General features: G+C 58.6%; 12 protein-coding genes. 1 reads left to right on the forward strand and 11 read right to left on the reverse strand.

Going from position 1 to position 15,486, the window contains the following annotated elements:
- Positions 1 to 271 precede the first annotated feature (271 nt).
- Positions 272 to 2,785 carry a CoA transferase gene (locus tag HJB89_RS12580; RefSeq protein ID WP_221149954.1) on the reverse strand — a complete coding sequence of 838 codons (2,514 nt, stop codon included), beginning with the start codon at positions 2,783 to 2,785 and terminating at the stop codon, positions 272 to 274.
- Between the two features lie 28 nt (positions 2,786 to 2,813).
- Positions 2,814 to 4,505, reverse strand: a complete 1,692-nt coding sequence (locus tag HJB89_RS12585; protein WP_221149956.1) for a GMC family oxidoreductase — start codon at positions 4,503 to 4,505, stop codon at positions 2,814 to 2,816.
- Between the two features lie 155 nt (positions 4,506 to 4,660).
- Between HJB89_RS12585 and HJB89_RS12590 the strand changes: the two genes are divergently transcribed.
- Positions 4,661 to 5,596, forward strand: coding sequence for a LysR family transcriptional regulator (locus tag HJB89_RS12590; RefSeq protein WP_207580964.1), 936 nt, complete (start codon positions 4,661 to 4,663; stop codon positions 5,594 to 5,596).
- Between the two features lie 334 nt (positions 5,597 to 5,930).
- On the opposite strand, the gene HJB89_RS12595 is transcribed toward HJB89_RS12590, so the two are convergent.
- From HJB89_RS12595 to HJB89_RS12635, 9 genes are all read right to left on the reverse strand, one after another.
- Positions 5,931 to 6,356, reverse strand: a complete 426-nt coding sequence (locus tag HJB89_RS12595; protein ID WP_221149958.1) for a pyridoxamine 5'-phosphate oxidase family protein — start codon at positions 6,354 to 6,356, stop codon at positions 5,931 to 5,933.
- Between the two features lie 172 nt (positions 6,357 to 6,528).
- The gene (locus tag HJB89_RS12600; protein ID WP_207580962.1) at positions 6,529 to 6,867 is read right to left on the reverse strand and encodes a slr1659 superfamily regulator; all 339 of its coding nucleotides are present in this window, start codon (positions 6,865 to 6,867) and stop codon (positions 6,529 to 6,531) included.
- A gap of 7 nt (positions 6,868 to 6,874) precedes the next feature.
- Positions 6,875 to 7,435 (reverse strand): slr1658 superfamily regulator, encoded by a 561-nt coding sequence (locus HJB89_RS12605; RefSeq protein WP_207580961.1) that lies wholly within the window; start codon positions 7,433 to 7,435, stop codon positions 6,875 to 6,877.
- A 3-nt stretch (positions 7,436 to 7,438) separates the two neighbouring features.
- Entirely contained in the window at positions 7,439 to 9,802 is a 2,364-nt protein-coding gene (locus tag HJB89_RS12610; protein ID WP_207580960.1) for a SpoIIE family protein phosphatase, read from the reverse strand.
- Positions 9,799 to 10,971, reverse strand: coding sequence for a methyltransferase domain-containing protein (locus tag HJB89_RS12615; protein WP_207580959.1), 1,173 nt, complete (start codon positions 10,969 to 10,971; stop codon positions 9,799 to 9,801). The genes HJB89_RS12610 and HJB89_RS12615 overlap by 4 nt, the downstream gene beginning before the upstream one ends.
- Positions 10,968 to 11,474, reverse strand: coding sequence for a hypothetical protein (locus tag HJB89_RS12620; RefSeq protein WP_221150014.1), 507 nt, complete (start codon positions 11,472 to 11,474; stop codon positions 10,968 to 10,970). The genes HJB89_RS12615 and HJB89_RS12620 overlap by 4 nt, the downstream gene beginning before the upstream one ends.
- A gap of 77 nt (positions 11,475 to 11,551) precedes the next feature.
- Positions 11,552 to 13,204 carry a bifunctional diguanylate cyclase/phosphodiesterase gene (locus HJB89_RS12625; RefSeq protein WP_207580958.1) on the reverse strand — a complete coding sequence of 551 codons (1,653 nt, stop codon included), beginning with the start codon at positions 13,202 to 13,204 and terminating at the stop codon, positions 11,552 to 11,554.
- A gap of 145 nt (positions 13,205 to 13,349) precedes the next feature.
- Positions 13,350 to 14,234 (reverse strand): sugar phosphate isomerase/epimerase, encoded by an 885-nt coding sequence (locus HJB89_RS12630; RefSeq protein WP_259669714.1) that lies wholly within the window; start codon positions 14,232 to 14,234, stop codon positions 13,350 to 13,352.
- Positions 14,234 to 15,439 carry an NAD(P)/FAD-dependent oxidoreductase gene (locus tag HJB89_RS12635; protein ID WP_221149960.1) on the reverse strand — a complete coding sequence of 402 codons (1,206 nt, stop codon included), beginning with the start codon at positions 15,437 to 15,439 and terminating at the stop codon, positions 14,234 to 14,236. Before HJB89_RS12635 ends, HJB89_RS12630 begins: the two co-directional genes overlap by 1 nt.
- Between the last annotated feature and the right edge of the window lie 47 nt (positions 15,440 to 15,486).

Here is a 15,486-nt window from a genome sequence, read left to right on the forward strand (position 1 = left end):
GTTGTCTTCTGTCGCTTGATCTTTGATCGACATTCCATGGACGAGTGACAAGGAGTTTCTCCATGAGACTACGTTGGAGGTTCTAACGACGCGGCGGAGCCGACGTGAGGTGCATCGCCAATGGCCGGATGAGGTCAAGGCGCGGATTGTGTCAGAGCTTGCGACCGGGGCAACCCAAGGAGATAGGGGATGGGATGAACCATCAACGTATGCGGTTAGGCCCGCCAATGGAACGCGTGTCAGCCATCGGCAGTTGAGACTTCCGACGCGTTTAGCTCGGCAGGTATTCATGGCTCCATGAGACGCTGGCCGATCCCGACGTGATCAACATCTCTATCTCGCTTTCGCTGTAGCCCACCTCCGACAATACCTTTGCCGTCGACGCTCCGTATTTTTCGGCGGGAGCCAACGAAGTTACCGTCGCCTGCGTCGACCTCACGGCGAGCGGATCAAGTTGTGTCACTGTGTGACCGCTGGGATGATCGGGGAAGATCGAGAACGAATAACTGCCGCGGTCCGTCCCCGGCGTGCCGTCGGCAACGCGCGCACTGCGGCTCCGGATGCTCTCGATATTATCGCAGAGCGATACGCCGATGCCAGCGGCGATAAGGCGCTGATGCCAGGTTTCGGCGGGTCGGGTGGCGAACGCATCGGTCAGATAAGTCTCACGGTCGCCTGGAGCCAGCAGAGGCAAGCGCGTCAATCCCTGTACGCCCGAGAACCCGGGGAGGTCGTCTTCAGTTGCGGCCAAGAGAATCGAGCCGCCATCCTGCGTCTCGTAGACCCGCGCGAGCGCATTGAACCCTCTCGTCGCGCGTCCTGAAGGCTCGTCGAACGGCCTGCGGCCCTCATAGTCATAGCAGAATGGAATCTGCGCCAAACCCGTCAGTGCTGAAAGCGAAGTCCTGGGACGTCCGATGACGCCGGTTCTTGACTTCTGGTAGAGCGCTGCGGCCACGCCGAGCGCTGCACCAAAGCCGCACATGACATCGATCGTGCCGACATGAGCGTGTTCCTCGGGCGTCTGCATCGAACCGCCGAACCGCAGCATGATGCCGGTTGCTGCCTGCACTAGGTCGTCATAGCCGAGATAGTTGGTGCGCGGTCCGGTGCGGACGCCGCCGAAGCAATCGAGCTGGCAGAAGATCGCCTGTGGATTGAGGGCCTTCAAGCCCTCAACGTCGAGGCCCATGGCATTGACCTGCCGGTCGGTCGCGTTCCAGACGACGACGTCTACGGACTTCACCAGCTTTTCGAAAGCGACCCGTCCATCAGGCGAGCTGATATTCAGCAGTGCGGATTGTTTGCCGCGCATATGCGACATGCCGAAGATCACCGTGTTCCAGCAGTCGTAGAGTGGCTTGGCCGGATCGATCTTGATGACCTCCGCGCCGAAGCGGGCGAGATAGGCGACAGAATGCGGTCCGGCGATGACGTTGCAAAGATCGAGGACTTTGACGCCATCCAGCCATCCGCCAGCAGGACCTACTGCCGGCAAAGGCAATTCTGGGGCCTTTATCGTCCGCAGTTTTGCCAATGCGTCGGCAACGCTTCCCCAGGCGCGCGGCGCTGGGCTGAGCATGGCCTCGGCGCTTTCCTGCAGCCAGGCCATCGGTCCCGGCTGGGTCATGCTGCCAAGAACGGGGTCTTCGACCTCGATCATCAGTCCCGCCGCCTTGGCATGGTCGTCGGCGATCCATTCCTGCAGCCATCGCTGCGGCGCACCGGGGAACAGGCCCTCACCGAACACGCGCTCCCATTCGGCTGAAGTCTTTGTCAGGAAGATTTGCTTCATTCGGCCGGCGATCTTGTCGGCCCAGAATTTTGGCAATGGATAGACACCGAGCGAGACGTCGGATGACCATGCGGCGACGGGGAGATAGGTATCCTCTTCCTCGTGAAGTCCTTCCTCGACCAGTTCGTCATAGATGCCAAGCGTCTGCAGGCAGCGCTTGGCGTGGTTCTTGTGGCTCGGGCAAACGACGTAGAACATCCGGCCATCGCTGCACAGGAAGCTGCGATAGAACGGATCGAGGAATTCCTGAAGGTCGTCATAGGACATGTCCATCGGCAGGCCTTCGGTGCGGCGGCGCTCGATCTCCTGTTCGCGCTGGGTCTGGTAGCGCACAGGGTAATCGTCGATCTTGATCGAATTATAGGACAGGCCCTCCATGACTGCGGCGGCGAGCGGAACCTCGATGTGATCGCCATGGCCGGTCTTCTCGCGCGACTGCAGGGCAAAGACCGCGGCGGAAGCCGCCAGCATGGTGCCGTAGGCGGATGCCAGCGGCAGGGGCGAAAAGGACGGATTGATACCCATCAGTACTCGGTTCAGGCCCATGTCGGTGAAGACGCCGGAAGAAGCGGCAATGACGGTCTCAAAGGCCCGCCAGTCGCGGCGCAACCGATCGTTCGAAGCAAAGCCGGGGATAGAGACGCTGATCATTTCCGGCCGGGCCGCGCGCAACGCTTCGAAGTCGATGCCGAGCCGGGCCAAGACGCCCGGCCGGAAATTCTCGATGACGATGTCGGCCTCGGCGACCAACGCATTGGCCTCTTCGGCTCCAGCCTTGGTCTTCAGGTCGATCGCCACGATCAGCTTGTTGCGGTTGAGGATCGCGTTGGCCGGATTGTCCCAGAGCGGACCCGATGGTGGATCGATATGCACGACGGTCGCACCGAGATCGCCAAGGATCATGGCAACGGCCGGGCCGGCGATATACTGGCCGAAGTCAACGACCCGAACGCCCGAGAGCGGCAATGCGGAACGCGAAATCGATGTCATTGTGTGATCCTCCGAAATGCTCTTGTTCTTAGGCGTGCTTTTGCGCGTCGCTGATGATCCAACCGGCTGCCTTCTCGGCGATCATCATCGTCGGGGCGCTGGTATTTCCGCTGGTGATGGTCGGCATCACGCTGGCATCGACGACCCTGAGGCCATCGATACCCCGGACGCGCAGCCGGCTGTCGACCACGGCCATATTATCGTCATCGCGGCCCATTCTCGCGGTCCCGACGGGATGAAAGATGGTGTTGGCAATGTCGCCGGCCAGCTTTGCCAGATCGCCATCGCTCTGGAATTCGACCCCCGGCTTCCACTCGACAGGCTGGTATTTCGCAAGCGCCGGCTGGCTGACGATCGACCTGATCTGGCGGATACTGTCTGCGGCGATCCTGCGGTCCTCATCCGTGCTCAGATAGTTCGGTGCGATCGCAGGCGCTTCACCACGGCGATTGGAACGGACCTGAACACTGCCGCGACTTGAAGGATTGAGATTGCAGACACTTGCCGTGAACGCCGGAACCGCATGCAAGGGTTCGCCGAAGGCGTCGAGGCTGAGCGGCTGAACGTGATATTCGAGATTGGCATGCGCTCGGCCGGCGTCGGAGCGCGTGAAAGCCCCGAGTTGTGAGGGCGACATGCTCATTGGTCCGCTGCGCTTGATGGCATATTCAAGACCGATCCTGGCCTTGCCGATCAGGCTGTTTGCCAGCGTGTTCAGCGTCTTTACGTCACTGACCTTGAACACGGCGCGGATTTGCAGGTGGTCCTGCAGGTTCTGGCCGACGCCGGGGAGATCGTGTTTGACTTCGATGTCTGCCGCCTTCAGCACTTCCGCCGGACCGATGCCTGACAACTGCATGATCTGCGGCGTGCCGATAGCCCCGGCCGAGAGGATGACTTCGCGCTCGGCCCGAACGGACATGCGTTGGTTCCGGCGATAGAGAGATAGGCCGACGCAACGTTTGCGCCCATCGGGAGCCGTCTCGACGATCAGCTTGTCGACTTCGGCTTCTGTCCAGATCGACAGGTTGCGGCGATTGCGGATCGGGCGAAGAAAAGCCTTCGACGTATTCCAGCGCCATCCGGATTTCTGGTTGACCTCGAAATAGCCGACGCCTTCATTGTCGCCGCTGTTGAAGTCGGACGAACGTGGGATGCCAGCCTGCACCGCTGCGTCGGCGAAGGATTCGAGGATGTCCCATCTGAGACGTTGCTTCTCGATCCGCCATTCGCCACCATGGCCATGCATGTCGGAAAATTGGCTATTGTCACCCGTGACAGGATCAGCACCTCCATCGAGGCGGTAATGGTCCTCGTGCGCCTTGAAATCCGGCAGCGATTTTTCCCAGGACCATTCGCTGTCACCCGTTTGAGCGGCCCAGCTATCATAATCGCGCGACTGGCCGCGCATGTAGATCATGCCGTTGATCGACGAGCAGCCCCCGAGCGTTTTGCCGCGCGGATAACGCAGGGAACGCCCGTTGAGGCCGGCTTCCGGTTCGGTCTTGTAGAGCCAATCGGTGCGCGGATTGCCGATGCAATAGAGATAGCCGACGGGGATGTGAATCCAGGGGTAGTTGTCCTTCTTCCCTGCCTCGATGAGCAGCACGCGCTTGGAAAGGTCGCGGCTCAGCCGATTGGCCAGCAGGCACCCGGCCGAGCCAGCGCCGACGATGATGTAATCGTAGATGTGTGCATCTGTCGGGGAGCCGGTGGTCATCACGCCAGCGTCCCCGCAGAGCCGAATGGAACGGCGCTCAGATTATAAGCTGGATCATATTCCTTGGACATGATCATCCTCCTGGCAGCATATAAACGTTGTCCAAAGGCACAATCCAATGATAAATGCGACAATCAATTATAAGAGAATTTTATATGGCGGATCATCTGGACCTGAAGCTGCTGCGCGCATTCGTCACTGTTGCCCGGGAAGGCAACGTCACCCGCGCCGCGGAGCTTCTGCATCTCACACAGCCGGCGATTAGCCTCCAGTTGAAGCGCCTTGCTGACGATGTCGGGCTGACGTTATTCCGGCGAACGGCGAGCGGGCTCGAACTGACACGCGATGGCGCGTTGCTCGCCACCAAAGGGGAGCAGGTTATCGCCTCGGTCATGGAGTTCAGCCAGACCGCCAGGCACCTCACGGCGCAACTTCGCGGCAAGCTCAGGATCGGCACGATCATCGATCCGGAATTTACCCGTCTTGGTGCATTCCTGCAGGCATTGGTCGAAAGCGGCCCGGGAATTGAAACCGAGCTTCGCCAGGGAATGAGTGGAGAAGTGGCGATCGGTTTGAAACGCAACGAGCTGGATGTCGGGTTTTTCCTTGGTGATCTCGATGACTACGGATCAAGCACCCAGGTCCAGGATGCGGCGTCTGACGCGCAGTTCTTCATCCGTCCAATTTCGCATCTGACCTATCGTGTCGTGGCACCGCCGGCCTTTGCCAGCCTCGTCGCAGGGAAGGACTGGAAGGAGCTTGCCGAACTGCCGTGGATCGGCACGCCGCCGGCATCGGTTCACCACCGACTGCTGGCCAAGAAGCTCGGCAGCCTCAATCTCAAGCAGAATGTCGTCGCGCTAGTTGACCAGGAGACTTCGATGCTGGCCATGGTGCGAACGGGCCTGGGTCTCAGCTTGTGCCGCGAATCCATCGCCCTCGATGAGCGACAGACCAACGGCCTGGTCATTGCCGACAGGGTCGAGCTGCAGACCACTTTGGGCTTCGCATGCCTGCTCCCGCGTCGTTCCGACCCGAACGTCGCGCTCGCATTCGATATGATGGATCGCCTCTGGCGGAGTGACCTGTAGCTGCCGTTGGAGAGAGCCCTAAGTTCGCAATTGGCGCAAACCCGCCGTCCCCCTGGGAGGGGCAACCTTCGAAATAACAAAGCATGTGGTCAAGGTGCGAGCACGACAGCGCCTACGCTACACCCAATGAGCGGAGGATTGGGCGTGGATGCCACCTCTTCCTCCCTCGGCTCAATTCACGCCAAGCGCAAATCGAGAAGCGGATGCAGCTTTTTGAGATTCGGGCCGGACATTCGGCTGGCCTATTATTGGGCACACGCGTCGCAAACTGGTGATCACCCGCACGGGACTTGCGCCGATTGCGGAGCAAGGGGTGAAGAGGATCGGTCAGCCTTCAGAAGTGAACCTCGATAACCTCTGGAGGTTCTTTAGTGAAATCCGAATATCGTATCCAACGAGGGTTGACCCTAAATATCACCGCACCCTTCTCGACAAATTCTCTCTCAACTGGAACGCTTTTAAGATGCGCTTCCTGGTATCTCTCAATATCGGAAGCGAAAACCTTCATGGCATCGCCCTCATACTGAACCGAAATATTGTCGTCCCAGCCGACGACGAGTGCGACGCTGCTCTGCTCCGAAATATTTGCAAATTTGCGAGTGTGTTCAAAGGTATCGAACACGATTTCAACGTTGTCCCGAACGGAAAAGTCGATGGCCGCAGCTTCAGGCGTGCCATTTCGATCAGATGTCGCGATCACAGCCAACGAGTGCTTCCTCAGGAATTCGAGAATCATTCGTTTGGATTGAATGTCGTCCATCGCTTCATCCTCGTGGATGGCTGGGAGAGTTACCGGCAGGATGCGAATACGCGCTCCCCTCCCAACGCAGCGGGACATAGCAATGGAGGGTGTCAAGGTCAGCGTCAACCATGCGGCGATCTGGAAGATGCCGGCTAAACACCGTTTACGGTGAGCCTTCGCCGAAGGAGGATCATGCCAATCGCAAATCGAGAAGCGGATGCAGCTTTTTGAGATTCGGCAGAGATTTCGCTTGCCAAGGATATTGGTGGGTGCCTTTGACGACGAGCAGCAGGTCGCCCATCTTTCTGGCTTCAATGGTCAACTTGGCCAGGAGATTTATGCCGGAGGAATTGAGGAACTCGAGACCGGTCAGGTTGAAGGTCACCTGTTTGTGCCCCTCGTGGAGCAGGCCTGTTATCAATGAGTAGATGGGCGCATAGGCGTCCGGTCCTGCCAGCCGAAATACCCCATCGAAATATACTTCGTTTTGTTCCGCCCATACGCGGAAGTTTTCGTCGCTGATTTCCATTCTTCGCTCACGGATTGGAGGAGGGCGGCATCGCCACGGCTGCAGTCGTCGTCAGTATGATACGCTCACCTTCACTTTCTTCGAATGCCCATGCCATTTTTGCGTCGTAATCGCTCAGAAGTGTGAGTAACCCCAAGCCGGAACCGCTTGCTGTTGATATGGCGTTGGTTTCGATTTGCTCAAGAAGAAGTTCTCCGGGGTCCCTCGATTGGAGGCGATGCAATAGCTGCTGAAAGCGAGAGGATGTCACGCCATCGATCGTGTTCTGCACCCTTATCAAAAATGATCCGTCGAATATGCCGGCTTCAATAAGGATCTCACCAGGCTGTCGAAACTTCACGGCGTTTTCGATCAGTTCGTTGCTGAGGTATCCGATGTCGTGATGCGCCTGCACGTAGCCCTTCTTCGAGCCCGAATACCGCAGAGCCATAACCTCCGCTATGAAGTCCGACGTCATTCCGGAGTGTTTCCATCCAAGCTGAAGGGGGCCATCCGTTAAGGTCAGGCGCGTGCCCGAATCCAGACTTATGCCGGCCAAGGATTCGCTGCCGTATACCGTTGGCCTCATGTCTCACCTATGCCGCACTGCGAGTAGCGTGATGTCGTCGTAAATCTTCTGCGATCCGATAAAGAGCATGAGTGTCGCGACAATTTCAGAAACGACTTTCTCAGCGCTCAGATCCTTCAAGCGAACTGCTTCGCGGCACAGGCGTTCGATGCCAAACAGTTCTCCGGCGTCATTTTCGGCTTCTGTGACGCCGTCCGTATGCAGGAGAATGAGATCGCCTTTTTCGAACGCGATTTCACGGGTTTTGATGAAGGCGGAGATATCGGCTTCCAGCCCGATCGGTATGCCCAGATCCATGGTGTCGATGCGCTCAACCTCGCCGTTCGCCCGAACGACGACAACTTCCTCGTGTTGTCCCGATAGGATCATCTCTTTTCCGTCGTAGTCAAGAAACGCCAGAGTGAGGTGCTTGTCGATTTTCGTCCTGACGATATTTTTAAACAGGGCGCTGTTCAGATCCGTGAGAAATTTCACTGCATCGGTGTTTCCGGCTTCCTGCAGGGCGCGGGCGACGGACTGAACCATCAACATCAATACGCCGCTTTCCAGCCCGTGTCCGGTAACGTCGCCGATGCCGATCTTCAACCGACCTCCGTTCTTCAATACGTCGTAATAATCGCCGCCGACTTCTTCCGCCGGCCTCATATAGGCTGCGATCTCGAGCGCCTGAAACTCCTCGAGCTCCTGATCCAGCGGAAGCACCATGAGCTGAATCCGCTCGGCGACGGCGAGTTCCGTGCCAAGACGTCTGTTTTCTCTCTGGAGCTGTGCGTTCAACGTCGAAATCTCTTCCTTTGCGTCTTCGATTTGCGCGGTTCGCTCTTCGACGAGCTGCTCGAGATTTTCGGTGTGATAGCTGATCTCTTCGGCCATCCGATTGAATGCTTCGCCGGCTTCGCCGACCTCATCCTTGCTTGTTATGGCGACCCTGACGGAATAGTCCTTCGCCTGAATCCGCTTGGCGGCACCGGCAAGCGCGCTGATTCCGCCGGTTATTCGTTTCGAGGCCGCAAATACCGCGATCGTCACGATCAGCAGGGACATCAGGATTGCCAGAATTTGGTAGAGCACGATCCGGTTCGTCGCGTCGGAAATTTTGGCCTGGGCGGCATAGAGCGAGGCATCGATTTCCCGCTCGGGCACAACCACGCCAAGCAGCATCGCTTCTTGCCGAACCGGGCCGCTGACCCAGAGATTGGTCGCAGGCAGTTTCTTGACGATAACGATATAGGGCACCTCGTTGCCGTCCTGCTGCAACAGCAAATGCTGGATGCCCTGTTCGCGGTCAAGCGCCAGTTTGGCGATCGCAGGCTGGGCGCTGCCCTTCAGCGAGCGCTCCAGGCCGGTCACCCCGGTACCGCTCGCATCGCTGGCGGACCGCAGACCGAGAGTTTTTTCGCCCGTGCTGTTGATCGCGACGACGTTGCCGTCGGACATGGCGAGAAAGCCAAAACCGGATTGGGCCACTTTGACATTTTCAACCGTCTGCGCCAGCTGGTCGAGTGTGATGTCGGCGCCGGCCGTCCCGGCGACATCCTTCCTGTCGGCTGTCCAGAGTGGATGAAAGAAACTGACGATCAGCTTTCCGGTGATGGCGTCCGTATAGGGCGCGGTCTGGGTGATATCGGCCGCGACCGGCCGCGTCTTCATATCCTTGGCCCAGCCCTGCCAGGACTCGTAAAGGCCGGGAAAAAAGAAGTCCCAGAAATTCGCCTCGTTGTGACCCGGATAGAGCCGGTCGAAGGTCTGAGCCTGGTCGGTATAGGGCGCTGTTCTGAAAATCGGCCGTTCTTTCGATCCGATGTAATACATCTGCAGCTTCGAAGCACCGTGCTGCAGCAAGCTCGGCGCTACAAGATCCAGAACCGCGCTCGCCTGGATATCGGTCTCAACGTCGGGTCTCGGCTTCTGGTCTTGTCCAAGCAAGTAGCCCCAGACGCTGACGACGGAGACTGAGCCCGGCGCGTTTTGAGACCACTTCCCCGTCTGATCGTAAGAGAGGCTGACGCTGCCGGGGGATGTGCGCGCGATTGCCGCGCCGACGTCCGAATTGCGCGCGGGATCGTCGATCTGCGCCTGGAGCACACCTGCGAGCGTGCTGACGTCGCTATGAACCTGGCGCAGCAGCAAACTCACCTGTGCTGCAGTCGAATCGGCATATGTGCGGATATATTCCTGGCTTGCAGCTTCAAGACCCTGGCCGACTTCGAGCGTTGCGTCACGCGATAGCCTCTGAACGTTCCAAAGCGCCAGTCCACCGCTGACCAGCAGGTCAAAGAGGACAGCCCCACCGACAACCAGGATGAACTTTGCTCGAAACGAGCCCAGTCTTATCGGTCCTTTCGACAATGATTTCCCGTCCATCATAACGGCTTTCGGCCGGAAGCCGCCCAAATCGGCCAGCCTGCATAACCCTTGGGGTGAAGGGCAGCAAAGACGTGATCTTTGAATCCTTGCCGGAACCTGCGAATGAAATCCAACGAGTCGCCCCGTCGAACCGCCATCTCACCGGCGTAGACATTTTCCCAGGCTTCGATGATGTCTGCGAAGTCCTGCGGATCCCCGTCAAGATTCGTGACCATGAAGTTATCGACCTTGATGGCATCGAACCCGGCGTCGGCGAGAAGATGACGGCTTTTCGGCCCCATCTCGACATCCATATCGAAGTGCCTGAACAGTTTGGCGACTTCTTCGTAAGTCCATTTTATCGTTTCCGCATGGGGCTCGCCCAGGCAATGCGAATTTTTTTCGTTGGTGATGTAGACGCGGCCGCCGGGCTTGCAGATACGGTAAAGCTCCCGCAGCAGCATCTCGGGACGGTTGAAAATCTGCAGCGAATGTCGGCAGGTCACAAAGTCGAATTGATTATCGCGAAGGAGCATTTGGGACGCGTCACCATAGGTGTACTCTATCCCCTGCAGATCGAAGTCGGCAGCGACCCTGCGTGCATATTCGAGGCTTCGTACGGAATGATCCAGCGCGACAAGGCGTGCCGGTTTGAATTCCCGTTGAACCAAGGCGGCGAAATCGCCAATTCCGCAACAGATATCCGCGATGACAAGGCCGCTGCGCAGACCGTGGCGAGGCAGGAGTTCGCGCTCGTGCCTCCAGGTCATTTTCGTCTGGGTGCGGAGAATGGGAATGAAAGTCTCATCCTCGACAAAGCTCTGGCCTGGATAAAATGACGAATCGTAGACTTCAACCGACAGGTTTGGTTGTGATGCCGCCAACGTTTGGAACAACGAAGTCGACCAGGCCACTACGCTGGACGTGATGATAACAATCTTCCGTTCCGGCTTGGTCCGGCAGCTTGCGGTCAGTATATCGGACAGAGCGACGAAGGCTGTCATGTTGATGTGCGTCAGACGTTTGACATTCAGGTAAACGACGCCGCTGTATTTTTCCAAACTTTGCCGCACCAGCTTGAGGGCATCGGCAATCTCGGTTGCACTTTCGGGCCGCATCTTGCCAGATAGCAACAGCTCCTGATTTGTCGGATCGAAACGGACGGTGAAGGGGTGAGCAAGCAGGTTCATTGAAAGTCCTCGGCCGAAGGGAAATCCGCGATGATCTGGATCCCGTGGGCGCCATCTTTCTCAATTCGGATAGCGGCGCGGAATAGGGTTGCCAAATCTCTAAGCAAAATCGTCCCATCGGACTTCATGACCAAGTCGGCCCCGGCGCCTGGGAGAGACTGGCGTTCGCCTAATCTCGCACCCGCCTGCTCACGGCCAGATGCTTCCTCGCAGGCAAACGCAATTCTCAGCCGATTGAACGTCGCGCCCCGATAGAGACGGAAACTTATCCTTCCCGGCTCACCTGTCGAACGGAAAGCAAGTTCAATGAGCTCGTTGGCCGCGACGGAAAGAAAATTCGAATATCGAGCGGGATCGCTGTGACCTTGGCCGAGAATGTCTGAGAGATATTCGGTAATCCTGTCGCAAAACTGCCACTTGGATTTGAACATCGCAACGTTCAGTTCCAGCGATACCATCGGCGCCAATGCCGGGTCATCGAAACCTGATGCTTCCTCTTCCAATACAGCCTCCATCAGCTTGCCTGGAGCCTCGGGTTGATGCATGCCCTCTCAAAACACGGCGAAAAATCGGTTTCCTGCTATGGCAGCGCGTGGCTTACGGATGTTTCCATGCGGGTGATGAACTCACTGATCGCCTCGACCGGAAGCGGCCTGCTCACCAGATAGCCTTGAAGCCTGTCGCAGCCCACACTGTCCAACCATTCCGCCTGACCTGGGGTCTCGACCCCTTCGGCCGTCACCTGCATGTCGAGACCATGTGCGAGGTTCACGATGCAGCGGACGATCGTCTGGCTTTTCGGATCGCTTTCCAGATCGGTGATAAAGTACTTGTCGATTTTGATGGTGTCGAAAGGGAATGTCTTCAGATAGCTCAAGGAGGAATATTCTGTCCCGAAATCATCCAGCGAGATCCGTATCCCCAGCACGTTGAGAGTGTTCAGCGTGTCGATATTGTTGACGGTCCGCTCAAGCAGGACGCTTTCAGTTATCTCAAGTTCCAGACGCTCGGGCGGGAATCCGACCAGGTCGAGCGTCTGGGATATCCGGTCGGTGAGGCCGCTGGTCAGGAATTCAGCTGCGGACACATTGACGGCGACGACGTAGTTCTCTGGCCAGTTCATCGCCTCGCGGCATGCCTGCTCCAAAACCCATGCACCTATATCAGGCATCATTCCATCAGCCTCGGCCATCGGAATAAATGCCGCAGGTGGAATTTTTCCAAGCAGTGGATGGTGCCATCTCAGCAATGCTTCGAAGCCGACAACGCAGCCGCCCTCGGCGATGGGTTGATATTCGACAAAGAATTGCTGTTGGATCAAGGCCATGCGCAGGCTGCGGCGCAGCAGTTCGCGTTGTTCCAGCGACTCAAGCATTGAGGCATCAAACGCGGCTGCTCGACCGCGCCCCTCTTTTTTCGCGGCATAGAGTGCAAGGTCGGACGCCTTCATAAGCTGCTCTGGATTTGTCCCGTCCGGCGGAGCTGTGGATATGCCGATGCTGGTGCCGACAAAGACCGCGATGCCATCTATCGTGAAGGGTTTCTTGAATGCGGCAACCAAGACTTCTGCTAGCCGGTGCGCTTTGGCCGGCTGTCCCGAGCCCATGGAAATGACGGTGAATTCGTCACCAGCCAGTCGATAGGCTCTGTCATCACCGGTCAGGCAGTCTTGAATACGCCTTGCAGCAAATTGGAGAAGCTTGTCGCCCGCCGGATGCCCAAGCGTGTCGTTCACGGGCTTGAAATCGTCAAGGTCGAGCTGCATCAGGGATAGTGTCTCGTTCGAGCCTGCGGTCTCCCGCAGCAATTCGGTGAGGTCCTCACTGAATTGGCGTCGGTTCGGCAGTCCCGTAAGCGGATCGTGGGTCGCCAGATGCAAAAGGGTTGCGCGCTCGTCGTCGGCGAGTTCCTCCGACCGGACCACGGCAAACAGATCGCCGATCCGATAGATCGTCAGCCCGTGCGACCCAGACCTGCCAAGATCGCCCGATACCCGCAAAGGCTTGCCGCTGTCATCCAATGAGCGGAAAGCAAGCGTAATCGCCGATTTGTCCAGCTCTGGAAAATGCTCCCAAAGTGACGCTGCCGGCTTGACAGAAGCAGGCAGCTCATTGCCCAGCAAATTCTCGATGGGATTGAAATCGCGGTCAAAGAACAAAAGCCGGTCGATTGAACTCGAAGCTTCTGGCTGTGTTTGTCCGAGGGCCGGGCTGGCCGCACGAATTTTCCGCATCTCCAAGCCTCTCCCAGCGAATGTCCTTAACCAGATATCGTAGCAAATTAACTGTCTCACAACTTGTGCACGTCAAGATTTACATTAGGCATATCTGATTCACAATCCCAAACCTTCGCCAACACGCTTACCGTGTGAGTTCACACTACACTGATCCAGCAGGTGGATTTCCATGATTGGAAGGCCGATGTATGGGGGACCAGGCAGTGGCAGCCCACAGCCCACGCACCATCTGCCGAAGCGCCAGGGCCTCCGCCCATCGGTCCGTCTGGTCGTTGCCGCTTCTGCCCGTGATCGCATAGGGTTTGGGGCCCAACTCACAGATAAAGACCAGCTCGGCGTCATCGGCGGCGCGTGATCGCCAGTTACGAAAACCGTACTCCCACCACTCGAGGAAGAGATCGACCCAGGGCCGGTGATGCGGGAAGGAGATTTCGATCTGCACCTGCTCGCTCGAGGCGACCCGGCCGTGAAATGCATGGGCATTCTGCAGGATGCGTCGGATGAGAGCGTGGTTCTCCTCGTCGACCGGAAAGGCGAATTCGCGGCTGACCAGGAAATGCGACAGGTCGGCCAGCAGCGGCAGTTCGGGTCGCTGATCCAGCAAATCCAGCGTAAAGAACAGGTCCGCGGTCATCCTGTCGCGATGGGTTTCGATGAACACGGGAATGCCGGCATCTTCAGCGAGCCGCATCCAGCCATCGAGAAGCGGCAGGCAGGCATCGATGCGGCGCGGGCGGATATCGGGTTGCAGGTTGATGTGACTGACCGGAAACTCCGCGGCCAGTTCCAGCGGCAGACGTAGATCCTCGACACTGCGAGGAAAGCAAACGCCCTCGATCTTTAAGCCGGTGCCCCGGATGGACTCGTTCAGGCGCACGACATCCCGGCGGTTGGTGTAATGTGCGCTGATGCCGTCGAAGCCCGCCTCGGAGATCATCGCGATGTTGTCGTCGAGTGTGCGCTCGAACCCATCGGTGTGCCGGCGCTCCATGGCCCAGAGCGACTGGAAGATCAGCAGCCTCTGCATCACGCCGCCCGTGCGCTTTTCAGAAGCGCTTTGAGGTTCACACCGGGGTCGGCCAGTTCCGGGAGGCTGGGGCTGATAGCTGCGGCAATCAACATCTCGGCGAGCTTGATGTCCCTGGCCAGGCCATTGCCGATGCCAAGGCCGGCGGCTGCCACTAGGCGGCCAGCGTCCAGATAGAATTCGAGCTCGCCATCCGCAGCCGAACGCAGGACGGTCTGATGGGTGGGCTGCGGCATCCCCACCACCTGGAGGCCAAGATCGTATTGGTCGGACCAGAACCAGGGGAGGGCGCTAAAGGTCTCGGTGACTCCGGCCATGTTTCGCGCCGCGGTTTCGGCCTGCGTCCTGGCGTTCCGCCAGCTTTCATAGCGAAAATGTCCGCCGCCGGGTTGGGCCACGGCCGCGCAATCGCCGGCCGCGAAAACGTTCGGCGCGCTGGTGCGAAGACAGGTATCCGTCAGGATCCCGTTGCCTGTGGCCAGTCCCGCTGCTTCCGCCAAAGCGATGTCCGGCAGGACGCCGATGGCGCCGACGACAAGATCGGCGTGCACTAGGCTGCCATCGGTCAGGGTGACGCCGTCGTCGCTGATCGCCGCCACGCTCCGGTCGAGGTGAAAGCGCACACCTTCGGCAGCATGTCTGGCGTGCAGCTTTTCGGCAAAACGTGTGGGGACGGCGCGGCCCAAAGGTCTCGGTGCGGCTTCGATCACGCTGACCGCGACGTCCTTTCTGCGAAGGACCGATGCGAGTTCCATCCCGATCAGACCGGCGCCGATGATCGCCACGTTGCCGCCCGGCGCTACACGAGAGAAGATCGCTTCGGCGTCGGCGTGGGTGCGGAAGTCGAGCGCACGCGCTGCACCTTGACATGTGAGCCGTCTCGGCCGCGCGCCGGTGGCCAGAAGCAGCTTTTCGTAACGCAGTTCCCGCCCGTCGCTCAAGCGCACCGTTCCGGCGCCGGTATCGAGCGTCGAAGCCGACAAGCCCTTGAGATAGGTTATGCCGGCCGCTTCCATTGCGTCTGCCGCGCAGATCAGCTTCATCTGCACCGCACCGTTGCCGGTCTTCGACAAAGGCGGCCGTTCATAGGGCAGGTGCGGCTCGGCTCCGATCAGCGTGACGGATCCGCAATAGCCTGCTTCGCGCAGGGCAAAGGCCGCCCGGGTGCCGGATTCGCCCGCACCGATGATGACGATACCGTCCATGTTTTCTCCATAGAAAGAGCGGCTGCGCTCGTGAGGAGACGCCGGCC

The sequence above is a fragment of the Rhizobium sp. NZLR8 genome (genome assembly GCF_019685025.1).
Lineage (GTDB): Bacteria > Pseudomonadota > Alphaproteobacteria > Rhizobiales > Rhizobiaceae > Rhizobium.